Raw genomic sequence first — 23,790 nt, 5'->3', positions numbered from 1 at the left:
ATTAAGCTTCTTTTTTAATTTTTATTGCAAATAGCGACCATGTTGCAAACAACATTATCACCGCCGAAACCTGGTAAATAATAGATAAATCTACCTTGGCATCTTTTAATGCGCCACCAACATAAACCATTAAACCACCTATAATTGTACTCAGGAAATTAAGGAAACCATATCCGGTTGCAATGTACCTGCTATCGGCAATCTGCCTAAGTACGGGCATTAAATTAGCGTCGTTTATCCCTCTGGCTATACCAAAAAAGAACATAGCGATAATGGCTATTGCAAACACGGTGGTTGACGACATGAGGAATAAAAATGGTGCGCCAACAGTAAAGCCGATAATGATCATAAAAACCCTGCTTCTTTTATTCTTAAGAAACCATTTATCGGCAAAATACCCCCCAAAAATTACCCCAACAAAAGATCCGATCTGAATATAGCCTGTTGCCGAAATTCCGGCTTCGCCCAGCTTGAGGTGAAAATGTTCTTTTAAAAAGGTAGGCAGCCAACCATACACCAGCCAGTTTGCGGTACCCAAAACACTGAAATAAAACAATAACACCAGAAAAGACCGCTCTTTAAACAGGATCTTAACCGAGCCTAATAAACTTATGGTTTCCTTTTTTATCTCTTCTACCTCATTTTCTGTTGTTTCATGTTTAATATCTTTTAAATAATACAACAGTACGATCGAATAAAGAATCCCAAAAATTCCGAATATATGAAAACCATATCTCCAGCCCCATATTTCGGCAATATAACCACCTAAGCCACCCAATGCTAAACCAGCATAAAGACCACTCATGTGCAGGCCTGTGGCAAGTGATCTTGTTTTTCCTTTATGATAGTCAGTAATCAGTGCCAATGCCGCGGGGATATAACAAGCTTCGCTTAGGCCCATAAACAAACGCGAAACCAGCATTTCTTCAAATGAAGAAGTAAAACCTGTCCACAAGGTTACTGCCGACCAAACCGAAACACTGAATATAATTACTTTTTTCCTACTGTATTTATCGGCCAAAAAACCTCCAAAAGGACTTAGTATCCCATAAGACCAAAGAAAAACTGAAGTTAAAAGCCCGAACTGGGCATCAGAAAGGGCAAATTCCTTCACTATAGGATCGCGCATAGAGGTAATCATGATCCTATCGAAATAATTTAAAAAGGCCACTATCCAAAGGAGTGCAACCAGGCCCCAGGCATAATATGATTGATTTGATTTTGTACCGGTCATTTCTAGATTTTCCTCTTGTTAAAATAATTTTACTGTTTTGGTCTCGCTATGATCACTTTTGGCGTTCTTACTGCAGGCCTTACTTCTCCGCCCGGAAAAACAAGATTTCCCCGCCACAGCACCATTGTATTTGTTACCCCGGGCCAGGTACTGTTATTGGGATTTGATTGCGCATCTGCTTTGATATTCTTTAGCACTTTCCCTTCTACCGACCATTTGTTTTTCTCTACATCGTAAGCTAATATTTCATCTGCAAAACCAGGATGTTTTTCTTTTAGTACAGCTGCTTTTGGAGCAAGTACGCCGTCATCACCACCGAATATGAGCAATGATTTGTGATGAGCGTTGTAGGCTGGATATGGCGCAGCTACAATGGCTTTTGGTAGAGAAGCTATTTTTTTCCACCCATCAGCAGCGCTGTAACAAAAAGCATCCGTTAGATATTGTCTGTCTACGCCCCCTTTATTGTTTTTGATCAGATCGGCTCCACTGAATAGATAAAAGGTTTGATCGGCAACACCAGCCACAGCCAACATCCGCGGAGGACCAGGCCAGGTTTCTAATTTATGCCAAACCCGTTTTTTTCCTTTAGAAGATAGATCGAAAGACCAAAAAACATTGGCGGTATGATCAGCTTCCGGCGTAAGGAGTCCGCCTGCAAGGTAAATAACATCACCTAAAACTGCTCCCGTGGTATTTGCTATGGGTTGAGGCAGATTTGGCAACGTAGTAATGCTGATGCTTTTATCTTTGTAAAGAATAGCATAAACCTTTGCCGAATGGCCTTTCTCGTTACTTCCTCCAATGCAAATGAATTGTTTGCCCCAGGAAATGGAGAGCCCATAACCTAAAGCTTCAGGAAGTTTGCCTGCTACCTTCCATTTCCCGCTGGGTTTATCAAGGACAAATATTTTATCGCTCCACACTTTTTTTGAGCCTGACCATGGTGCACCACCATCTGGGAAATTTGCTCCTCCGGCAACAATCAATGCATCGCCCGATACTCCACTAAAAGAACCGGCAAAACCGAAGTTATCTGGTATGGCTGGCAATTCTCCCCATGCAAATTGATTTGTTTTTTTGGTAATCTGTGCAGAACCTGCTGTTGATATCAACATAAAACTTAAAAAAAGTAAGGTATTAAAGTGTTTCATATAATGTGCCTATAGAAAATCTGCATGCTTATAAGCATTACCTATATTTTTCGAGGAGCTCAAAAAAGCCAGTTTTGATTAAATCGGCTTTAAGTTCGATAAATTTATCAGAAGAAAGTGGTACCAATGGTAACCGGGCATCTCCTAAATCATAACCCATCATTTTCATAATCGCTCTTTGCGCCGCAATCGATGGATGTTTGATAATGCAGCGGATAAAATCGACCACTTTTAATTGTAATGCCCTGGCAGCAGTTAAATCATTATTCCTGAAAAGTTTGATTATTTCGAGGTATACCGGTGCGGCAAAGGTATAAGTACTACCAATGGCACCAATAGCACCTACTGCCAAAGCACTTAACAACATCTCATCATAGCCAGATAATACTTCAAATTTCCCATCCTTGTAGTTTAAACAGGCTTGAAACTCGTGAAGTGTTGATGCCGTATATTTTATGCCGGCAAGATTTGGGATTTTTTGCTCTCCGAGTGCTAAAAACTCAACCATATCCATTCCAACGCCAGTTAAACTAGGCATATGGTAATAATAGAATGGAAGTTCGGGAGCGGCCGAGGCGATTTCGGCCATACAATCGACCAGGTTTTGTACCGAGGTGGGTTTGAAATAAAATGCGGCTACAGAAGAAAATGCATCGGCACCAATCTGCGCAGCATGGGTTGCAAGCTTTTTACATTCTTGTATGGAAGTGTGCCCCACATGTACCAATACTAAAATCCTTTTATTTGCAGCTTTTACGTACGCTTCTGCAATGGCTATCCGCTCTTCAACAGTCATGTTTGGTCCTTCTCCGTTGGTTCCACAAATGTAAACCCCTGCCACACCATCAGCAACCAATTTATCTACTAGTTGCGGTATTATGATGAGATTTAAGGAACCATCTGCCTGGTAGGCCGCAAATGTTGCAGCAACTATGCCGTTAATTTTCATATGTATTTTGTATTTGTCTAATTAAAAAATTCTGGTATTAATATTTTGGCCTGTTTGCGCACCGATGTTACATCTGATTCCGAAATCCATTTATAGGGCCATCTTAATCGTGTTGGAATCTGAATATAGCCACCAACTGCTGCTAAAAATTTATCTAATGCCGGGTTGCTGTACTGTTGCTTTTGATATGGAGCAATGCATATTTTAAAGAATTTGAGCATATTTTTTTCTATCCTCAAAGCCTCATCCAGATCTGTTTGCATCAGTTTCCATAAGTGCTGAGCTGCCGATGGATTGATACAGGCAACATTTGAATAAGCCCCAGCTGCAATGCCCGTCTTTACCCCACTCGCCAAAAAATGGCCTGGGACGAATATTGATAAATGGCTTGCATACATCTTCATCTCTTCGGTCCAAGCTACGTCTTTACTTAAAACTTTAATACCAATAAGTGATGGCACCGCTGTTTTGAATTTGAGGTAATCTTTTGGTTTTAACTCCAGCTTTGCATGTGGTGGATTATACAATACCAAAGGAATTCCGTTTGCGTGCTTTGCGATTCCCTGTAAAAATTCTATCTGTTCAGCATCACAAGGAACTACCCAATCTGGCAAAATCACCTGAAAAGCACTTGGTTGTAGGCTTACTGATCTCTTAATCCTTTCTAATGAAATCAATGGTGAAGGATGACTGCAGCCTATCTGAAAAGGCATTGATGCTTTCTGACATTTTTCTGCAAACAACCAATTAATCTGATCAAATTCTGCTTCGGTCTGATTGTGAAACTCACCTGCTGTTCCGTTAGAATAAATCCCATCTACTTTCGCTTCAATCAAACAATCTATTTCATCAGCCAATAATCCGAAATCGATCCTTTGGTCAGTTTGGATGGGCAATAACAATGTTGCCCAATTTCCCCTTAAAGTTTTTGCAGTTAATGTATTCATCAGTATTTTTTAGAGATCGGCTTCAAACTCTTCAACCTCCTTAAACTTCGTTTTGCCTTTTACCAATCTACCTAAGCGGGGTTTGCCACCATTGTATACTTCTATCGCATCGGCATCGGCATATCTCAAAAACAGGATTCTTCGGTCTCTGCTATCAGAAATATTACCGTCTGATTTATGAAGCATCCAACAGTTAAAAATCAAAACATCTCCTGCCTTCATTTCCATCGGTACAGCTAAACTATCGTCGGCTTCTACAATAATTTCAGAGCCACTTTTCTTTTGCGCTTCGTTCTGCTCTACCCTGATCTGGCCTTTTTTATGACTGCCTGGAATTAACCACAAACAGCCATTGCCCCGGTCGGTATCATCAAGCGCAGTTAAAGTGGTTAAAGCGTTATAAGGCTCCAGCTCGCCATAACCATTATCCTGATGCCAGCCAAAGGGTTTTGTATTGCCTTTCATTTTAAATGTAAGCTGTGAAGTAGCTCCTTTTATATTCGGACCGATAATTTCTGAGGCCATCTCAACCAGCGGACCGCTAAAATAGTATCCCTTTACTGTTGTGGCCTGATGGTGGATATTAATCAACAAGGCGTTTTGCAGCCAGCTTTTATTCGGATCGAAGGTCTCTTTTTCTTTACCCCAGGCGTCCATACACTCTTGTTGCATCTGAGCCAAACCTTCAGGTTTTAAAATAGATTTGATGATGAGATAACCGTTTTCGTTAAAAAACGTCAATTCTTCTCGACTGAGTGTTTTATAATTAAATAACGATTCGTTTTTCATGAATAGTTGCATTAATATCCTTGTGTTTGCACCAGATTTGGATTTGCTGCCAAAACAGTTGTAGATAAAGGCCAGAATAAAGGCACCGTTTTATTTTTTAGGTTAGGTACGTAAGTATAGGCGTTTATGGTACCGCCGAAATGAAAGCGTACAATATCGTACCAGCGTTTGTTTTCGAAGAAAAACTCACGGCCGCGTTCGTCAAAGATGGCGCGCTCTACGGTAGCTTTATCAGTTGCACCGGTATAAACTCCGTTTCCGGCTCTATTTCTAACTTTATTTAAATACACAATTGCCTGCGCGGTATTATCAAGTGCGGCATAAGCCTCGGCCGCTATCATATAGATATCGGCCAGTCTGAACATGATGACATCGTTATCAGAAACCCGGTCGTCAGCGTATTTGGTACCCGGCATTTTGGTAATCCATGCGCTCTTTTGTACGGTTCCCTGTCTTTCGATGATAAAGGTATTTGGCACACGTTTATCAGCGGTTAGGCCGCTAAAAAGTGCCCTGCTTTCTTTACTGATCTGGTAGCCGCCCTGTCCGTTAACAGAAGTAAGCGCATAGGCAATGCTATCAAGGTTGGATGCATTTGAAATCGCCGTTAAAAATGGCAAAGCATTTAAACCATAGTTTGCGCCATTTTCATCACGGTTATAATAGGCCAACATGATTACTTCAGCGTTTGCCCTCGTTGTGGTTACATCTTTAAAGTTGGTCAATAATGAAACACCTGTGGCTTCTACTGCAGCAGCAGCGGTGATCGCATCGTTAAAATCTGCCGTTCCTCCAGCTAATACTTTGGCGCTCCATAATTTAGCTTCAGCTTTTAACGCCAATGCAGCGCCATACGAAAACCTGTATTTGGATACGTAAGTTTTTTCAGGAAAAAGTGCTATAGCCTGATCTAAATCAGCAAAAACCTGTTTCATCACCTCAGTGGCTTTCGCTCTTGGCAAAAGTGGAACATTATCATCGGTAATGGTTTCGAGCATCAATGGAGTATCGCCAATAATCCTAACCAGATAAAAATAAGTATAGGCACGCTGACAAAGTGTTTCGGCCTTTAACCTGTTCTTCGTAGCCGCATTAGAAAAAGGAAAAGGCTCTATTTTGCTGAGCAGGAGATTACAGTTACCAATGGCTTTGTATTGTCCATTGTAGTTTAAAGCACCTACTGTTGGACTTAATATCTGTGACCATACCGTTGTTAAACGGCTGTTGGTTCCATTTATGAGTTCCTCGCTCCGTTCGGTACCGTAGGTAATGGAATTGGCAAAGGCCCTGATGGAAGTATATGTTCCGGTAACATAGGGAAGAAAATCGCCCTCACTTTTAAAGTAAACCTGATCGGTAATCTGCGATTGTGGTTTAACTTCGAGTAATTTTTTGCAAGATGAAAAAGCTGCTGCTATTACAATGATAACAGAAAGCAGGATATATTTCTTGGTCATTTTCATGTTTTTAAATGTTAAAATCTTAATGATGCGCCTAAGGTGAACTGTCTTGGACGAGGATAACCTCCCGGATCGAATCCTGTGTAAGTTTCAGGGTTCAACCCTTTGTATTTAGTGAGGTAACCTACGTTGGTAACGCTCGCAAAAACACTCATTCCGGTTGAACCGATTTTCGACATGATGTTTTTAGGCAGATCGTAACTCAGGTAAATTTCGCGTAAGGCTAAAAAGTCTCCTTTCGAAATCATGGTAGAAACATCCGATGCATAACCACTTCCGGTACCTACCGTACTGGCTCCCTGTCTGATAAAGTTTTTCTGTCCGAAATCAGCGTCCCCGAAAGAGAAACGGGCATATAATTTATCCACATCACCAGATTTTTGCCAGATATCGTTCCCTAAAGCTTGTGCCGGAGCACCTTCATTATAGGCCCTGCCCTGTCCTAAAGATCTGGCTAAAGCGCCATCAGAGATCACAAAGCCTAAAGCATAATCCATATTAACCCTAAGCGTAAAACTTTTATAGGTAAATGTATTTTGAAAACCTCCGATTTTATTTGGTGTTTTATAACCCATAAACACCATATCGCGGTTATCGATAATGTTATCGTTGTTTAAATCTGCAAACTTGTAATCTCCCGCATGTTTACCTACCGTTATACCAGCCGCCGTAGCAATCTGATCTACTTTACCCCATGCAGCAGCTTCAGCCTCTGTAGAAAAAACCTTCTCTACCTGCCAGGCATAGTAACCAAACGGGCGTTCTCCTTCTGCATATCCGCCCACTTCAATTTCTTTACCGGTATTTGGATCGATGACAACGCCTCCATTCTGTCTATTTTTTAACCTGCCATTATTAGGTAAGCTGATTACTTTTTGCGCGTTGTAGGCAAAAGAGAAATTGGCGTTCCAGGCGAAATCTTTCATTTTCAGCACAGTTGCCTGAAGCTCGATTTCTATCCCTTTGTTCTGGATTGTTCCGTTATTGAATGTAATGGTAGAAAACGGCGCCTCTGCTGGCAATGGTTTAGAATCGATGCGGTTTTTGGTTAGTTTATCATATAAATCGACAGTAAGATTCACCCTGTTCTTGAAAAAACCTGCTTCTACCGCAACATCAGTTGTTTGTGTGGTTTCCCAAACCAGGTTCGGATTGGATAAGTTTGCACGTTGGATGCCTGAATTCTGTGCATAAACCGCTGAGGTATAACTTCCATAAGTATCGGTTAAATCTAAATCGCTCGAACCTGCCTGTCCCCAGCTTCCTCTAAGTTTTAAGGTGCTCACCACATTCGATTTCCAGAAATCTTCTTTATGGATATTCCATCCTGCAGAAACCGACGGGAATAATGCCCACTTATTTTCAGGGGCAAAATTTGAAAAACCATCGTTCCGCAATACGCCGCTTAAAAGGTATTTACTTTTATAATCGTAACTCAGCTGTCCGAAAAAACTCGCAGATTTAGTTTGGTTAATGCGCGTTCCGAAATTGGTAACATTGGTTACTGTTACACCGTTAATGGTGGTTACAGTTGGTTCGTTTATCGTGGTAATGTAATCGTTGGTTCCACGTTGCGAACCTATATCGATACTGTTCCCGTCATTTTTGGTATAATTAAAACCAGCCAATGCGGTAAAATGATGGTTTTCTTTTAAGGTGTAATCGTACTGTACGATCTGATCGATCATCAACTGACGGGTGTTGTTGGTATTCTCCGTTTTTAACCGGGTGGTTGCAAACTGGATCGGATCTGGAAATGCTTTTCTTGAAAAAATAGTTTTGTCATCGCTAATTAAGTAAGACAAAGCTGGCCTGTAATGTAGGCCTTTAACAATAGCCCAATCTGCATCTACCCTCGAAACCAATCGTTCAGTTGATGCTTTGGTATTATCGTAGGCCAACGTATGAAAGCGGTTTCTTGTCGTTAGGTTTTCGCCTGTAGTTGGTGTACCATCATCTTTAAAAATTCTGATCAGAGGCGTAATGCGTGTAGCGCGTACCAGGTCGTTGGTATATGCATCTACATAATTTGGCAATACATTCTGGTAGTTAAGCATGGCATTGATCTGTAGTTTTTCGCTTGCTTTAAACCCAAAATTTCCAAGCGCACTATATCTTTTATAGCTTGTGCCCACAAAAGTACCTGCCTGATCAACGTAGTTCATTGATATATTGTAAGTAGCAATCTGGCTGCCTCCATCAATCCCAAAATTGTAATTATTGCTTATGCCGGTATTCCAAAGCAGATCCTGGTAATTATTGTCGGCAAATAACAGTTTAGTACCCGGATTAATCGGATCATCCATAGTCTGCCAGCCGTTGGCCAATAAATTATCTGCATATCCCTGGCCTTCAACAGCTACAATGTTATCATATAATGCTGTTAAATTTGTTCCAACACCATACTGCCCTTTGGCAGTGTACACCTTCGTTCCTGCAGAAAAACCACCATTATTTAACAGTGTATTCTTATCAATTAAATCGAAGGTGCTTTTTGCTGTGGTTCTGGCAAGAGTGAGGTAATCTTTGGCACTTAAATAATCATACATCCGCGATGGAGTTTCCCAGTTTGTACGGTAATTAAAGGTGATATTGGGTTTCCCTGAGCCAAATTTTCCGCTTTTGGTTTTGATCACAATTACACCATTTGCACCACGGGCACCATAAATTGCTGTTGAAGCCGCATCCTTCATTACCTGCAATGATTCGATATCATCCGGATTTAGATCTTTCATCGTCCTGAAAACACCGTCTACGATAACCAGCGGACTTGATGCATCAGAAGATAATACAGGATCTCCACCACTATTACCGGTGCCTGTTCCATAAACATTAAGTTTTGAACCCCCACGGATAATGATATTGGTACCAGCCGAACCTGGTTGCCCGTTTGATAACGGTACCGAAACTCCGGCAATTTTACCCTGTATGGCTGCTATTGGTCCTGCATTGGCGGTATTAACCAATTGTTTTGTATCCAGTTTAGATACGGCGGCTGTATTTTTCTCTCTTGATTGCTTAACATATCCCACTACTACCACATCGGTTAAAGACTGTGCATTTGGATTTAATTGTACATTTTTTGTACCGCCTATTCCAGCCTTTACTTCTTGTTCGTTATAACCTACTGAACTAAAAACAAGGATTGAATTTTGAGGTACCCGTAAAGTGTACTTTCCATTTGCATCTGTAACAGTCGCGGTCTGCGCGCCCTTTACTTTTACACTTACTCCTGGCAGCGTTTCATTTTTTGTCGCATCAGAAACAGTACCCGATACCTGCACATCGGTTGTTTGTGCAGCTCCTGTTAAACCACAGAGGTTAATTGCGGCCAACAGGAAAATAAATAAAATTTTTCTCATAATTATTACTTGTATTTATGTACTACATATTTGGTTAGTATAGAAATTCGCTGATTAATCACCACGTGACTAATCGGCCTTAATTATTTTGTTAAATCTGAATAGTTTACAGTTTTAAATACAATGCCCTCATATGGCTTTGCATATCCTGCTTCGAAAAAGCAGCCGATTATTTGTTTGTCTATTACTGCAATATCTGAGTAGGCAGATGGACCAGGGTGTAAAACCATCTTATATTTCCAGGTTTTGCCGTCGTTTTCGCTTAAACGTAAAGTTAAATTTGCCCGTAATTTTGTATTTGCCGGATTGCTGAAAAGCAGTGTTGGTTTATTTTTGCGATAAAAATGACTCAGCAAACTTCCCTGGCAGATGGGCTCTATTAAGGTTGTATCTACCTGTACATTTGCCCAGTTCATACCGCCATCTTCGCTTACAGCGGTATGCCTTGTTTTAATTGTCCGGTCACTATTCCGCATGTTCAACATCAATCGGCCTTTCGAAATTTCGGCCAAGGTAGTTTCGTTCATTTTATCCTGAGGGGTATTATTGCCTAAATTCCAGCTCTTGCCATGATCATCTGAATAAATGGTGTGTGCAAAATTCTGATTAGTACCCGTTTCTACATGGTTTATCGGCACTACCAAACGGCCGGCATATTTTCCTTTAAGTACCTGTAAGCCATGGCATGGCCCGGTTGCGTACCAGGTCCAACCTGTTTTTTTCACTTGAGCAGTAATCTCTGTTGCAGCCGACCAGGTTTTTCCATCATCACCAGATGATAACATATATACATGCCTTCCATCTTTCGATGAGCCATCCATAATCTGTTTTTCATGGTCGGTACCCAAATTCCATGTAGAAATTAAAATGATATTGCCAGTAGCTTGATCCTGGACGGGAACAGGGTTGCCACAAGTATTGGTCGAATCGCTCCACACCAATTGTAAGCCGGTCCAGGTTTTACCCTTGTCAAATGAACGTTTAACCACCAGGTCAATATCTCCAGAATCACCACAATTGTTTTTTCTTGCTTCGGCAAAAGCAAGCAAGCTCCCGTTTTGAGTATGGATTAGGGCTGGAATACGAAAACAGGCATAACCGTTTTCTCCAGCTTTAAAAATGAAATTCAGACTGTCTACCCTATTCGCTTTAATATTGGATGCCGCATAAGTGGTATTTATGCAGCACAAAATCAGTGCAGAAAAGCAGCATAACCCGCCAATCCTTTTCAGATTTTTGATGGTGTAAAACATAACTTAAAAAAATTAATTTGGTTAGTGCAAGCCTAATCAGACTTGCATAAAACAAATGTAATTAATAAATTAATATGTAGTACATAAAAACTTAATTTATTTTCTTTAGTGCCTCAAGTCGATCGAAATGAGGCTTTAGATGTTCGTACATTCCATTTCTGAAATCATTTTTATTTCCAGATTTAAGAATTTCCACCAGATCCTGATGGCTAACACTGCCAGAAAGAAACTCATTTTCTACCTGAAGCACAAAACCAAAAACCGGCAAAAGCATATGCTGGAAACGTTTTAAGGTATCGTTACCGGCCATTTCGTATAATTTACCGTGAAAGGCAATTTCGTTGGCAATACGGAATGCTTCTTTGTTCTTTTTCTTTTCGCTATTGGCAATTATTTCAAGTTCACGGATACTTTTATCATTTAAATTCAAAAAAAGCACATCCGCGAGGCCCATTTCCAAAATTAACCTCAGTTCAAAAAGATCCTGTAGTGCATCCGGACTGATTATTAGCGGATCGAGTACACGCTGAAAACCGCCCAATACATCAGGGCTTGATAAAATCATACCCCTCTTTTTCTTAGTCTCGATCATGCCAAGCATCCTCAAGCGACTTAAAGCTTCCCTTAAAACGTTTCGGCTCACCCCCAGTGCTTCAGCCAGTTCCTGCTCTTTCGGCAATGCATCGCCTGGTTTAAATGATTTCTTTTTGAAATAATCTCTTAACCTCATTTCAACCACATCAGCCATCGTATCAGATGAGATTTTATCGATATCCAAACTTAAATCACTTTTTAATGCCATAGAAATACATATTTAGAAGCTTCAAATATACTCGTTTTTATGTAGTACAAAAACATTTGAAAAATAGTTCGCGCTTTTAGATTTAAAAACAAATGTTCACAAAATATGTAGTACATATTTACAAAATAATTTTATAGTTTTGTTTAAACCAAGTATATGAAAAAAATAATTTTAGCATTTACATTAATGCTTAACATGAACCAGGCAGGGTTATTTGCACAAAATATTGTACCGCTTTACAAAAATGTACCGAATGCCATTAAGGCTGATTTAACAGAAAAAACAGATACCGCCAAAAATGGCAGAATATTAACCAGATACGTTACGGAGCCGACTTTAACCGTTTTTCTCCCCAAAAAAAACAATGATAAGCGTGCTGCCGTAATTATATGTCCTGGTGGAGGTTATTCTTATCTGGTGATGAACAACGAGGGCACCGAGGTTGCAAAGGCGTTAAATAAACAAGGTATAGCGGCCTTTGTGTTAAAATACCGATTACCCAATGATCTGATTATGAAAAATCGTTCAATCGGGCCATTACAGGATGCTGAACAAGCCATAAAAACAGTGCGCGAACGGGCTAAAGAATGGAACATTGATGCGGCAAAAGTTGGGATAATGGGTTTTTCGGCCGGCGGTCATGTGGCCTCTACTGCATCTACGCATTATAAAAATGTAGTGATCCCAAATCAGGAAAAAACAAATCTCCGACCAGATTTTTCAATACTCATTTACCCTGTTATTACCTTTCAGGATAGCATTCTGCACAAAGGATCTAAAAAAGCTTTAATCGGAGAAAATGCATCGATCGAAAAAACAGTTGAATATTCTAATGAGCTACAGGTAAATAAAGATACTCCTCCTGCATTTTTGATTCATTGCAGTGATGATAAAGTAGTACCTGTTGCTAATACTGTAAACTATTATCAGGCACTTAAAAACAATGGGGTAAAAGGCGAAATGCATATCTACGCTACCGGCGGACATGGTTTTGGTTTAAAAAATGCCACGAGAACAGATAAATGGCTTGAACAGTGTATGGCATGGATGACTGAAATGAAAATCAAAACACCATAAGGTCCCTTCCACTGTGCAGCGGTAATTTTTAAACGAGAAGCAATAGGCTTATAGCTTTTAAACCACAGATAAGGTCAATATTTCTATGCCAATCGCATTACTTTATAAAAAAAAATGATTTTTTTTCATGTAAACGATTTTCATTGTAATTTAGAATGCCAAAAACATCATAAATAATTGACTACAAATATATTACCCATTAATAAAATTCAAATAGTCAGAAAGAAAATAATCGGTTTTTAATTAAAGGCGTATCAGTAGAAATACAGGCGATTTAATTTATGCAAAAATTGCCTTTAAACAGCTTTAAGGTGCATTAAAAATTAATATTAAGTGTGTTTTTAGTGCGTTTTTTTAATTACTTTCGACCAAAGAACCAAACAAACTGACACAGTCGAACTACACAATGAATCACACCTAATCTATATAGGCAGGTGTTTATTGTGCTATAATTTATTAAAGTGCCCTCAGCCTTTAATGAATTATTAGATCTATGTTACGCCATATATGGGTTCAACAGGTTATTTATGATTAAGGCTTTTCTGCTGTTTTTATTTAACGGGTTACTGGGATTAATATTGCTCTGCTCAGCAAATATTGCATTTGCACGCCATGAAACTAAAACCATAGCGAACGCTGGCTTTAACAATTTATCTTTTCCTTTTTCTTCAAGAACCAGCACGAACACCACAAAACACTTATACGCAACCAGTTATTCTAAACATTATATCGCCCCTGCCCCATGGCAATATTGGAGTAAAGCCAACGAAATTGTTATTACATCAGATATCGGAACCGTTACCGGAACAATATATAAAAGCGATGGTACTGTTGTAACCACTTTTACCTGCGTTCAGGGAACGCCTTTTGTTTATCGCTTTACCGGACTACCTGAAGATGCACCTGAGCACGAATTAAATAAGGTACTGAGTGGGGCTGGATTAATAGTAGAGGCTACTGGATCTATTTCAGTGAATTTAAGAAATGTTGCATCAGATAATTTAGGAGCTGATGGCACGGATGCAGATATTAAGGGTAACGCCTCTCTTTTTAGTTTTGGCGATGCGGCAATTGGAACGTCCTTTCGCGTAGGTTACTATAGGGATGGTAATCTTGCAAGTAATGCGCATCCACCGATCTATAGCATTATGGCCACCGAAAATAACACGATTGTTAAAATAGCTGGTGTAGCAAAGGCAACATTAAATGCCGGACAAAGTTATTTATTCACTGCCCCAATGGGAACCCTGGTAGAATCGTCAGGATCGGCTGTAATGAATACCGCGGCAGATCTGGATGCTCCTGGAGGCTGTGGAGACGGTGCTTACAATCCAATTCCCCCAATTGCCTCATTGGGTAGAGAATATGTGGTAGTTAGAGGTGAAGGTAACACGATTGCAGAGCAAACTACTGTAATTGCAACTGAAGCAAACACTGTGGTTACCGTTACCAGCTTTGACCTGAATGGTACCCAGAAAACCACAACTACCTTTACACTGGCACAAGCCGGCGATTTTAAAACATTCGAACACGGTTTTGTTTCCGGCACCTATAGCGCGACAAATCCGCCGGGCATTAATACCGGAAGGTATTCATCCTCAAGAATTGAAGCGACTAAAAACGTAGGCGTATTTTCAGGTACGGCTGGTATTTCAGTTGGCGGTGGTTGCGAGGTTGATGTTGCTACTTTAGTACCTATTTCCAGTTGTTCGGGATCCAGAAAAGTCGAAACCACCAAATTCACAGCTTATAACAATAGCGATTTATCTTACTTTGGTTATATCATTACAAAAAGCACCGCTAAAATCTATCTAACGACGCAATTGGGCACACCCAATTATACAAATAGTGATATTGAAGCAATACCAGGCATCGGTACCCGTAAAACTCTGGGAACGTCTGGCTTATATTTAATAAGTTTTACAAAAGCAGATATTGGCGCGCCAAAGGCAATTACCATTACCAGTGCAGAACGGCTTACGGTGTCGATGGTGCAACAAGGCGACGGATTCTCCATGTCGAACTTTATTTCACGTTTCCCTGAGAAAGGTGATCAACCTGTGGTATCACAAACCAACTGCGCATCCGCAACACTCACAGCAACTCCAAATGCTTCCAATTATCAATGGTACCTTAACGAAGTTCCTATAAGTGGTGCAAATGCCAGTACTTATGTGGCTAGTACATCTGGCAATTATTCGGTGAGTTATAGTTTGGATTGTGGGCTGAGTGCACCTTCTCTCCCAATAAAGGTTTCACTTTGTAATATCGACCGCGCGATTACCAAAACAGTTGATATCGCTTATCCGGAGTTAAACAGCAATGTAGTATTTACGCTTAAGGCCGAAAATTTAGGCGATGGCAATGCGGTTGGGATATCGGTTACAGATCTGCTTCCTAGCGGTTTTACTTATGTATCGAGCATAGCGCCATCGGGAACGAGTTACGATCCTATTTCGGGCATATGGACTATTGGCGATTTGGCCAGTAATGCCAGTATCTCCTTAAGCATCACAGCAAAAGTTGTCGCAACAGGAACTAATATTAACACAGCAACGATTACGGGCTCGCAGCCTGATCAGGTAACCACTAACGATCAGAGCTCGGTTAGTACCATAACTGGCTCTAATGATAGAGAAGTATGTGTAGGAACAGCTATGAACAATATTATTATCAATATTCCATCAGGCTCAAACGGTATTCAAGTTACAGGTTTACCAGCCGGGATAACTTATACCAATAGTTCGTCTCCTAAAAAAGTTACCATTTCAGGCACGCCAACTACCGCAGGCCCACCAAAAACTTATACCGTTTCTAATACTACAGGAACTCCATTCACTGCAACAGGCTCAATAACGGTAAATGGAAATGTAAGTACGCCTGCTTTTAACACCGGATTAACCGATAAACGCTGTAGTGGTACCGGAACCGATACCTATGTTGCAACGGCAACAAATGCCACAAGCATAGTTTATTCTATGTTACCCCTAGCGGCAGGTATTATTGATGCAAACAGTGGAAAAGTAACCTGGGATAATACATTCGCAGGAACAGCAACTATAACAGCCACAGCAAAGGGCTGCGCGGAGAAAACAGCCGATTTTATTGTAATCGTAAACGGGCTTCCAAATTTAACATTGGGCACCGAACCTGAAATCTGTCAGGGTTTTACCACGTTATCACTCCCTTATACCAACGCTTTAAACAGTCCAACAACGTATAGCATTACCTGGAACACACCAGGTTTTGATCCAGTTAGCAATCAACCTTTGCCAGCGGGAAATATTCCGCTTAACATCCCGGTCAATGCTGCTCTAGGTGTTCATTCCGGTATGTTGACCATTAAAAATGCGGCGGGTTGCAGTACTCAAATTAATTTCAACATTAAAATAAATCCAAAACCATCAGCACCGCATGTGTTGGTGCAAACTAATTCACAATATTAATCAAACAAACAAAAAATCGTCCCCATGAACAATTCAATTACAAAAGCAATTTTAGCAATTACATTCCTGTTAATCTGCACATTTTCAAAAGTATCGGCTCAGGTACTACCAACTACAAGCGGAGTTAGTCTTTTTTGCAAAGGATCGGATCTTACTTTACCCGCTGCCCCAGCTGGAGAAGACTGGATTGTTAAATACAGTGCAACGCAAACTACTACGCCAAGTACAGGTGTTACTTTAGTTTCGGGAAATAAAATCGCAGCGGCCGATTTAAACACAGGCTATTATTATTTAAGTTCTAAATCAACAACACCAGGCTCCTGCGAATCTGAATTACAAGAAATTCCGGTATATGTACTTCAACCTCTGACTGTTAATTTTACGCCTGCTGATTTCTGTCTCGAAAGCCCATTGGCGCAAGTTGGCGCTGTTACCAATCCTGATGCTACCAACATTCCAACTTTGGCCTATCAGTGGTATACGGTAACAGGAGGAGTAGAAACGGCTATATCAGGTGCTACAACAAAAGACTATACGCCATCGGCACCTGCAACTGTTGGAACAAAAACGCATAGGCTAAAAGTAGGTTATGTAATTAACGGTAATAAATATTGTCCGCAATGGGCAGATCATGATGTTACGGTAACCGCTAAGCCTGTAAAACCAACCATTACTCCAGGAACCATCACCGGCACGGCAACAGCAGTTACTTTCTAGGCCGGTTTTCGTTTTTCTGATGATTGTTGTATAAATGAAGCTAAGGATATACTCCTTTCTGGCTTTGGCTATATTGTTGTTTTTTATTCAAACAGCAAAGGGCCATATTGCTCCCAATGGGCGGCAAACCATTGCGATCAGACAAGGGTCGTCGGTGGTTTTGCGTGCAAATTCGGCTGGAGCGGCTTTATATATATGGTACAAGGATGATGTGTTAGTGAAGAACCAAAACAAAGCAACACTTATCACCGCCACCGCAGGCATTTATAAAGTAGCTACTGTAAATAAATTTGGTTGCACATCCGATATTTCAGATGAAATAGAGGTTATTATATTGCCACAGCTTATTGCGGATGTAGCCATAACAAAGCGATCAGAATCAAAAATTGTAGTGGGCGATCAGGTTTTCGAATATTACCTGAATGTTAGAAATAATGGTAAAGATGATGCCACCCAACTGATGATTAAAGATGCGCTTCCTGATAACCTTTCTTTAGAAAACCTGGCCCAGCCAACAGATGGAATAGCGAGCTACGATCAGCTAAACCGAACCATTAATTGGAACATTCCCTTACTGGCCAATGGCAAGTTTGCTGAGCTGGTAATCAGGGTAAGATCCAAGCAATCGGGTATGGTGACTAATACAGCGACTGTTACTGCAACAGAATTTGACCCTAACCTGGGCAATAATACATCAACCGATAAAAAAGAGATTTCAGGTTTAAGAATACCAAATGTCTTCACGCCCAATGGGGACGGCAAGAACGACACTTTTTATATTGAACACCTGGAATCTTTTGAATCGAACGAAGTAACAATTATTAACCGTTGGGGAAGTACGGTTTATCAATCCAATCACTATAAGAACGACTGGACTGCTCCAGGATTAACGGATGGAACCTACTTCTACGTGATTAAAGTTAGAAATGGAACAGCAACCTGGCAAGATTACAAAGGTTATGTAACGGTAATCAGGTAAATAAAACAAAATACAGACATGAACATTTTGAAAAGGATATTTCTTGTTTTGACCATTACGATATTATCTGTTAAGGTTTTTGCGCAGCAAGATGCCCAGTTTGGGCAATATGTTTTTAATAACATGTACATCAATCCTGCATATGCGGGTTATAAAGAAGAGCTTTACCTACAGGCTTTCGCCAGAGCACAATGGACTGGTGTTCGGGGCGCACCACAAACCCTTTCTATATCTGCAGATGAGGCTATAAATGACGAAAGTTTGGGCCTGGGGATGATTGTAACCAAGGATAAAATAGGTGCACAAAACACTTTAAATGCATCGGCAAATTTCGCTTACAGGATAAAACTTGATCGTACTGAAACCAATATCCTCGCTTTCGGTTTAGGCGTAGGTGTAATCCAGACTTCCTTAAACGGCAATTTGTTAGATCCTATCGAAATGGGCGATAACCGTATCCCGACAGGATCAATAAGTCAGACGATGCCTGATATACGCGCCGGTATCCATTATTCAAATGAAAAGTTTTTTATCGGTTTTTCGGCAAATAACCTCTTTTCAAAAACCTTATCAGTATTTGACGATTACAATTCGCTAAACGTTAAAATTCAGCCTCATTTTTACTTGAGTGCAGGGGTGGCATTACCTGTAAATAACGATTTTGTTTTTAAACCAACCTTTTTAATTAAAGATGATTTACATGGACCAACCTCATTAGATTTAAATGCCTTTTTACTGGTAAAAGAGCGCTTCTGGCTTGGTGCAGTTTATCGCACCTCGGTAAAAATTTATCCTAAAGAGAATTTGCAGCGTGGATTAACCAGTAGAGCGGCAGTTGGTTTCATCAGCGAATTGTTTATAAGATCTAACTTGCGTATTGGTTATGGTTATGATTACAGCCTCAATAAACTGAGCAATTACGATTATGGCTCGCACGAAATCTCAGTTGGCTATTATATCGAAACCAAAAAGAGCCGAAGACCAAAGTGTTATTTTTAGGTGTTAATCAAAATGCAGTGCATATCATTAATCGAACCAATGTATTACCATGCAATACCATAATCTTCGCCATGGTTACTCGAGCCGCCTTGCAAACTATTGTGCTTCCAATCAAAATAAATGGCATTGATTGGCCCACTGGTCCGTTCTGAAAAACTGAGTGTATAACCCATTTTTTTCAGTTCATTGCGCACCTCCTCTTTAGTACTGTTATTTAATAAAATCTGACCAGGTTTTGGTGCTCTATCGCTTGTTTTAGTACCACCCAGCGAAAGCCAAAGCTGATTCGTATTAAAGTTAGCCGCTTCGGTTGCCTTTTGCACATTCATACCAAACTCAGCCATGTTTAAAAAGAATTGAAGCAAATTCTGATCCTGGGTATCTCCGCCCTGAACTGCAGCCGATACGAATGGTTTACCATCTTTGATAAACAATGAAGGCGACAGGGTTACCCTTGGCCTTTTGCCCGGTGCAACAACATTGAAGGGATTTAAGGTAGAATCGAGCACAAAACTTTGCATCCTTTGACTCATCCCAATGCCTGTATTACCGGCAATACAGGCCGGAAGCCAGCCACCACTTGGGGTAACAGATACTACCCAACCGGCCTTGTCTGCAGCTTCTATCGATGTTGTTCCCCTCCACAAACGATCTTCATAAATTTCTTTTGGCGTATTATTCCCAAGGTCGTGCTTTGGCGCAAAGTTACGTTTGGTTGTATCGAGGTTAAAGCCTCTGCTTTTTAACAGATTTAAATAAGGGTTTTTCTTGCCCTCGTATGGGTAAGGATCACCAGGCCCTGTGTTTGCATCATTTTTATCAAGCTGAATAAGCGAGGCCCTTTGTTTTGCATAATCTTTACTTAACAGACCTTTCATCGGTTCAGCAGGACTTTGGTTTGGATCACCATAATAAAAATCGCGATCTGCAAAAGAAAGATTCATGGCCTGATAAACAGTATGGATATATTTTGAGCTATTGTAGCCCATTGCTTTTAGGTCGAAATTCTCTAATATATTCAAAGCTTGCAGTAAAACAGGGCCTTGTGTCCACTGTTTTAATTTGTATACTTTAATCCCTTTATAATCGGTGCTTAATGCTTCTTCTTCAACGGGTTTCCATTTAGCAAGATCATCCATGGTAATCAGACCTCCTTGTTCCTTACTCCCACGCACGAATTCTTTGGCGATGTCTCCTTTATAGAAACGATCGTAAGCGGCCATTAATGCCTCTTGTCGCGAGCTACCTTTCTCCAACGCAGCTTGCTCTGCTTCAACCATTTTGGTTAGGGTGGCCAATAGATCTTTTTGAATAAAAACCTCACCTGCTTCTGGCGCCTCACGCTTTTCGCCCAAATGCGGCAATAGCACCTTTTTACTGTAAGGCCAGGTTTTGATCAATTCTTTATCGCGCTCTATACTGTTTGCCGCCTGTGCTTCTATGGCATAACCCGCGGCCATGTGCATGGCAGGTGCCAGAACCTGTCCCAGACTCATGCTACCATATTTACTCAGCATATAAATCAGTCCGCCGGGTGTACCTGGCGTGGTTGCAGCCAAAGGGCCGTATTCTGGCGGAAAGCTATAACCTTTAGCTTTAAAAAAGGCTACGGTTGCTCCAGTTGGGGCAACGCCCATTGCATTAATCGCGATCACCTTTTTTGTATTCGGGTTGTAAATTAGTGCCTGTGTTTCTCCTCCCCAGCTTAAAGTATCCCACATGGTGCAGGTAGCAGCCAACATGGCACATGCTGCATCAACTGCATTTCCACCTTGCTGAAAGATCATCGACCCTGCTGTTGCTGCCATCGGCTTTCCTGTGATGGCCATCCAGCTGTTCCCATAAAGCATTGGCTTTTGCGTTTGCTGAGCAAATAAAGTGCGAAGAGAGAGTGATAGTAGCAGAAACAGGGCTAATTTTTTCATAGTTCCAATATAGCTAAAATATGTGCCACAGCAGTCCTTCACCTGCACAGCCCCCCTAATTATGGGTAATAAAACAAGCTTGTTACAAATTTAAGTACCACCAGAACAACTTACCCTAGTGCGCACAGTTAGCTTTTGGTAAATTCATCCACCTAGAAGAATGTAAGGTCCTGTTCTCATTTCTTTTTCTTGGGTTTGGGTTCAGGCAGTTCTGCAACAGTGATGCTAACCAGTTTTTTTAGCCAATCGCGATCTTCCAACTGCTCTTCGATTAGAAACTGATTTTTTGTACCCGGGTAAGGAGGTGCCTCCACAACATCTTTTATATACGCCCTTCCAGATAAGGTTGGCTTAACAAACAGCTTGTTGTCGCACACCAGTGCAAACAACTTATCATCAAAATACAAGCCGTATTCGCCAAACATTTTTTTATAAGTAACATGTCCGGAATAATCCATCTGATCTATTATAAAGTCTACGAATTTCTGTTCTGACGCCATTGTAAATTGATCTAATTTGAAAGGTGTGATATGAGTAAAGCTAAACGAATAATTGAAAAGAAAACCTTTAACTGTTTTCACTATTAAATTCTACATGCTTCAAGCACTAAGATAGGAACAATCGTCGATTATATTAAGTACGCCCATTCACTAATCATTGGTTATTCCTTTTCTTTTGATTCTGGTTTGCAATAATGGGCATAATCGCTAAATTTGTCGCCCAAATGAACAATTGACACAAAATATATGATTGTTCTAAACGGTAAAAAAGAATAAAATGGAAGAAAATGATTTTGTTTCAATCTGGCTGGAAGAAACCGGAAATCCAGCAATTGAGAAACTAGCGCAGCTAAATCTTGAAGTTGCCAATAAAACCACAAAAGTACTTGCAGAAAAAGGTGCAACAGAAAACGATCTTGCTTCCATACTGGATATTAATCCTGATGAAATTAAAAGGTGGTTAACTGGCAAACATGTCTTCAGCATCAAAACCATTAACGAAATTGTTATTGCAATGGCCGAAATTACTCAAAGAGAAGAGCAGCCTGAATTCCAATAAATATTCTATTATACTTTTAGTCGTTGTTAAGCGCTAGTTAAATCAATACAATCTTCCTTTAGGGTTATAAAACAGTCCTTTAATTGAATTTTAGCATATTTATTTGCAAAAATATTTAAAATAGGGTGTACTTAGCAGGCCTAGCCCAACTGACAGGGCTACAGTTGAAGCATTTAATTATTGGGGGCTATCCTTAATTATTTATCTACTGTAGTTTCGTTAAAGTTCACCGTTTTGAGCTTACTTACATTCTTTTGTTCGATGGCTTTTCCGGCATAACCAGGTTTATTTACACCCCATACCACATTGCTGTTAAGTAAACTGATGTATCCCGTATTTTCAAAATAAAACCCTGCAATTGCACTTTTAACAAGTCCTTCTACATTGCTCGGCCTACGATCGTATACGCCTCCTTCTTCCTTTGTGGTTTTATCAAGATAAACACTAACCTGATCAAAGTAGATCTCTGAAATTTTATCGGGGCTTTCGCCGCTGATATACACACCACTTTCTCCCGTACATCTGATATTGCTGAAATAAATATTTTTAACCGCTCCTACCTTTCCCTTGGTTTGTCCTTTTGGTAAACGCCAACCAGCATCTTTATTGTTGCTGGTTGCTCTTGGGTAAGCAGTAATATAAATCGGCTCTGCCTTGCCCCACCATACATCCGAAAAAAGTTTGGATTCGATAAACAGGTTGGAGAAAATTACGTTGTTTACTGTGCCCTCATCACGGTTTTGAATACCAATGCCGCGGTTGCTTTTCCTGATATTACAATTATTGATGAGCACATTACTGATCCGGTCCATATTTTCAGAACCTATTTTAATGGCGCATGAGCTAGAGGTCATGGTGCAGTTACTAATCACAATATTTTCGCAGGCACCATATTCTTCAAATTCACGTCTGTTTTTTAAGCAGATACAATCATCACCTGATTCGATAAAACAATTGGTAATCCTCACATTTTTACTATGATCAAGATCAATACCATCGCTGTTACGGATTTTAATACTGTTCAACAGCGTAATATTCGATATCGATACATCATTACAACCCACTAAATGGACCGTCCAGTAGGCTGAATTCTGAAAAGTTACCCCATCTATGTTCAGTTTATTACAACCGATCAAAGTAAGCAAATGCGGCCTGGGGTCTACAACATTAAAGGGTTTTAACACATATGAGTCGCTAAGCTCCTCCCCCATAAACGAAATCCCATTTCCATCAATTACACCTGTTCCACTGATGCTTACCTGTTCTAGTTTTTCCCCGCCTATCCAAACGGTTCCCTCGCCTTTGTTTTCACGAAAGGCACTTTGGGTATATAATTTTTCATCCGGACTAGCCAAGAGCTTAGCACCACCCTCCACTCTTAAATCGATGAACGATTTTAAGTTAAAAGGACCAGTTAAAAACACATAACCAGCTGGTACAATTACCTGCCCACCGCCTGCTGCAGCACAGGCATCGATGGTTTTCTGAATAGCAGCTGCATCATTGGTTTTGCCATCGCCAACTGCGCCGTAGTTTTTAATATTGTATAATTTATTTTGGGCCAGCGTGCCGAAAGAAATCAGCATTGCAAAAAAGAGTAATATTTTGATCTTCATTTTCAATTCATTAGGAATAAAT

At 40.4% G+C, this 23,790-nt stretch carries 18 protein-coding genes; 6 read left to right on the top strand and 12 right to left on the bottom strand.

Annotated features, from left to right (window positions below; genetic code table 11):
* Window position 1: 1 nt before the first annotated feature.
* The 9 genes from AC1DNH_RS01560 to AC1DNH_RS01520 all read right to left on the bottom strand — a co-directional run bounded on the left by AC1DNH_RS01560 (window position 2) and on the right by AC1DNH_RS01520 (window position 11,950).
* Window positions 2-1,234 (bottom strand): MFS transporter, encoded by a 1,233-nt coding sequence (locus AC1DNH_RS01560; protein ID WP_477583046.1) that lies wholly within the window; start codon window positions 1,232-1,234, stop codon window positions 2-4.
* Between the two features lie 29 nt (window positions 1,235-1,263).
* Complete coding sequence (locus tag AC1DNH_RS01555) at window positions 1,264-2,352, bottom strand: galactose oxidase (protein ID WP_477625099.1); 1,089 nt, start codon at window positions 2,350-2,352, stop codon at window positions 1,264-1,266.
* Between the two features lie 73 nt (window positions 2,353-2,425).
* Window positions 2,426-3,337: a dihydrodipicolinate synthase family protein gene (locus AC1DNH_RS01550; RefSeq protein WP_477625098.1), complete on the bottom strand. Its 912-nt coding sequence runs from the start codon at window positions 3,335-3,337 to the stop codon at window positions 2,426-2,428.
* Between the two features lie 17 nt (window positions 3,338-3,354).
* A complete protein-coding gene (locus tag AC1DNH_RS01545) occupies window positions 3,355-4,284 on the bottom strand; it encodes a dihydrodipicolinate synthase family protein (protein WP_477608596.1) in 930 nt (309 codons plus the stop codon).
* Window positions 4,285-4,293: 9 nt separating this feature from the next.
* Window positions 4,294-5,073, bottom strand: a complete 780-nt coding sequence (locus AC1DNH_RS01540) for a phytanoyl-CoA dioxygenase family protein (RefSeq protein ID WP_477585683.1) — start codon at window positions 5,071-5,073, stop codon at window positions 4,294-4,296.
* Window positions 5,074-5,084: 11 nt separating this feature from the next.
* Window positions 5,085-6,530 (bottom strand): RagB/SusD family nutrient uptake outer membrane protein, encoded by a 1,446-nt coding sequence (locus AC1DNH_RS01535; RefSeq protein WP_477625097.1) that lies wholly within the window; start codon window positions 6,528-6,530, stop codon window positions 5,085-5,087.
* A gap of 17 nt (window positions 6,531-6,547) precedes the next feature.
* The gene (locus AC1DNH_RS01530) at window positions 6,548-9,895 is read right to left on the bottom strand and encodes a SusC/RagA family TonB-linked outer membrane protein (protein ID WP_477608602.1); all 3,348 of its coding nucleotides are present in this window, start codon (window positions 9,893-9,895) and stop codon (window positions 6,548-6,550) included.
* Window positions 9,896-9,978: 83 nt separating this feature from the next.
* Complete coding sequence (locus tag AC1DNH_RS01525) at window positions 9,979-11,148, bottom strand: sialidase family protein (protein ID WP_477585342.1); 1,170 nt, start codon at window positions 11,146-11,148, stop codon at window positions 9,979-9,981.
* A 91-nt stretch (window positions 11,149-11,239) separates the two neighbouring features.
* The gene (locus tag AC1DNH_RS01520; protein ID WP_057934299.1) at window positions 11,240-11,950 is read right to left on the bottom strand and encodes a FadR/GntR family transcriptional regulator; all 711 of its coding nucleotides are present in this window, start codon (window positions 11,948-11,950) and stop codon (window positions 11,240-11,242) included.
* A 156-nt stretch (window positions 11,951-12,106) separates the two neighbouring features.
* On the opposite strand from AC1DNH_RS01520, the gene AC1DNH_RS01515 reads away from it, so the two are divergent.
* From AC1DNH_RS01515 to AC1DNH_RS01495, 5 genes are all read left to right on the top strand, one after another.
* Complete coding sequence (locus AC1DNH_RS01515; protein WP_477581146.1) at window positions 12,107-13,027, top strand: alpha/beta hydrolase; 921 nt, start codon at window positions 12,107-12,109, stop codon at window positions 13,025-13,027.
* A 527-nt stretch (window positions 13,028-13,554) separates the two neighbouring features.
* On the top strand, window positions 13,555-16,473 hold the full coding sequence (locus tag AC1DNH_RS01510; protein WP_477581145.1) for a hypothetical protein: 2,919 nt from the start codon (window positions 13,555-13,557) through the stop codon (window positions 16,471-16,473).
* 24 nt (window positions 16,474-16,497) lie between these two features.
* Window positions 16,498-17,190 (top strand): hypothetical protein, encoded by a 693-nt coding sequence (locus tag AC1DNH_RS01505; protein ID WP_477581143.1) that lies wholly within the window; start codon window positions 16,498-16,500, stop codon window positions 17,188-17,190.
* Window positions 17,191-17,224: 34 nt separating this feature from the next.
* Complete coding sequence (locus tag AC1DNH_RS01500; protein ID WP_477581141.1) at window positions 17,225-18,169, top strand: T9SS type B sorting domain-containing protein; 945 nt, start codon at window positions 17,225-17,227, stop codon at window positions 18,167-18,169.
* A gap of 18 nt (window positions 18,170-18,187) precedes the next feature.
* Window positions 18,188-19,168, top strand: a complete 981-nt coding sequence (locus AC1DNH_RS01495) for a PorP/SprF family type IX secretion system membrane protein (RefSeq protein WP_477581139.1) — start codon at window positions 18,188-18,190, stop codon at window positions 19,166-19,168.
* 44 nt (window positions 19,169-19,212) lie between these two features.
* Here AC1DNH_RS01495 and AC1DNH_RS01490 read toward each other — a convergent pair whose 3' ends face one another.
* Entirely contained in the window at window positions 19,213-21,093 is a 1,881-nt protein-coding gene (locus AC1DNH_RS01490) for a gamma-glutamyltransferase family protein (RefSeq protein ID WP_477581137.1), read from the bottom strand.
* 176 nt (window positions 21,094-21,269) lie between these two features.
* The gene (locus AC1DNH_RS01485; protein ID WP_215127809.1) at window positions 21,270-21,593 is read right to left on the bottom strand and encodes a TfoX/Sxy family protein; all 324 of its coding nucleotides are present in this window, start codon (window positions 21,591-21,593) and stop codon (window positions 21,270-21,272) included.
* 277 nt (window positions 21,594-21,870) lie between these two features.
* Between AC1DNH_RS01485 and AC1DNH_RS01480 the strand changes: the two genes are divergently transcribed.
* Window positions 21,871-22,152 (top strand): hypothetical protein, encoded by a 282-nt coding sequence (locus tag AC1DNH_RS01480; protein ID WP_477584522.1) that lies wholly within the window; start codon window positions 21,871-21,873, stop codon window positions 22,150-22,152.
* Window positions 22,153-22,349: 197 nt separating this feature from the next.
* On the opposite strand, the gene AC1DNH_RS01475 is transcribed toward AC1DNH_RS01480, so the two are convergent.
* A complete protein-coding gene (locus tag AC1DNH_RS01475; protein ID WP_477584520.1) occupies window positions 22,350-23,768 on the bottom strand; it encodes a glycoside hydrolase family 28 protein in 1,419 nt (472 codons plus the stop codon).
* Window positions 23,769-23,790: the final 22 nt, after the last annotated feature.

Source organism: Pedobacter sp. 01N310, from assembly GCF_056399805.1.
The sequence above is the reverse complement of the archived record's forward strand: the minus strand, read 5'-3'. Positions and strand labels throughout refer to the sequence as shown.

What these genes read in the sequence shown, in the direction of transcription:
- AC1DNH_RS01560 (WP_477583046.1), bottom strand. Translation starts at nt 1,234, where the DNA reads ATGACCGGTACAAAATCAAATCAATCATATTATGCCTGGGGCCTGGTT.
- AC1DNH_RS01555 (WP_477625099.1), bottom strand. Translation starts at nt 2,352, where the DNA reads ATGTTGATATCAACAGCAGGTTCTGCACAGATTACCAAAAAAACAAAT.
- AC1DNH_RS01550 (WP_477625098.1), bottom strand. Translation starts at nt 3,337, where the DNA reads ATGAAAATTAACGGCATAGTTGCTGCAACATTTGCGGCCTACCAGGCA.
- AC1DNH_RS01545 (WP_477608596.1), bottom strand. Translation starts at nt 4,284, where the DNA reads ATGAATACATTAACTGCAAAAACTTTAAGGGGAAATTGGGCAACATTG.
- AC1DNH_RS01540 (WP_477585683.1), bottom strand. Translation starts at nt 5,073, where the DNA reads ATGAAAAACGAATCGTTATTTAATTATAAAACACTCAGTCGAGAAGAA.
- AC1DNH_RS01535 (WP_477625097.1), bottom strand. Translation starts at nt 6,530, where the DNA reads ATGACCAAGAAATATATCCTGCTTTCTGTTATCATTGTAATAGCAGCA.
- AC1DNH_RS01530 (WP_477608602.1), bottom strand. Translation starts at nt 9,895, where the DNA reads ATGAGAAAAATTTTATTTATTTTCCTGTTGGCCGCAATTAACCTCTGT.
- AC1DNH_RS01525 (WP_477585342.1), bottom strand. Translation starts at nt 11,148, where the DNA reads ATGTTTTACACCATCAAAAATCTGAAAAGGATTGGCGGGTTATGCTGC.
- AC1DNH_RS01520 (WP_057934299.1), bottom strand. Translation starts at nt 11,950, where the DNA reads ATGGCATTAAAAAGTGATTTAAGTTTGGATATCGATAAAATCTCATCT.
- AC1DNH_RS01515 (WP_477581146.1), top strand. Translation starts at nt 12,107, where the DNA reads ATGAAAAAAATAATTTTAGCATTTACATTAATGCTTAACATGAACCAG.
- AC1DNH_RS01510 (WP_477581145.1), top strand. Translation starts at nt 13,555, where the DNA reads ATGATTAAGGCTTTTCTGCTGTTTTTATTTAACGGGTTACTGGGATTA.
- AC1DNH_RS01505 (WP_477581143.1), top strand. Translation starts at nt 16,498, where the DNA reads ATGAACAATTCAATTACAAAAGCAATTTTAGCAATTACATTCCTGTTA.
- AC1DNH_RS01500 (WP_477581141.1), top strand. Translation starts at nt 17,225, where the DNA reads ATGAAGCTAAGGATATACTCCTTTCTGGCTTTGGCTATATTGTTGTTT.
- AC1DNH_RS01495 (WP_477581139.1), top strand. Translation starts at nt 18,188, where the DNA reads ATGAACATTTTGAAAAGGATATTTCTTGTTTTGACCATTACGATATTA.
- AC1DNH_RS01490 (WP_477581137.1), bottom strand. Translation starts at nt 21,093, where the DNA reads ATGAAAAAATTAGCCCTGTTTCTGCTACTATCACTCTCTCTTCGCACT.
- AC1DNH_RS01485 (WP_215127809.1), bottom strand. Translation starts at nt 21,593, where the DNA reads ATGGCGTCAGAACAGAAATTCGTAGACTTTATAATAGATCAGATGGAT.
- AC1DNH_RS01480 (WP_477584522.1), top strand. Translation starts at nt 21,871, where the DNA reads ATGGAAGAAAATGATTTTGTTTCAATCTGGCTGGAAGAAACCGGAAAT.
- AC1DNH_RS01475 (WP_477584520.1), bottom strand. Translation starts at nt 23,768, where the DNA reads ATGAAGATCAAAATATTACTCTTTTTTGCAATGCTGATTTCTTTCGGC.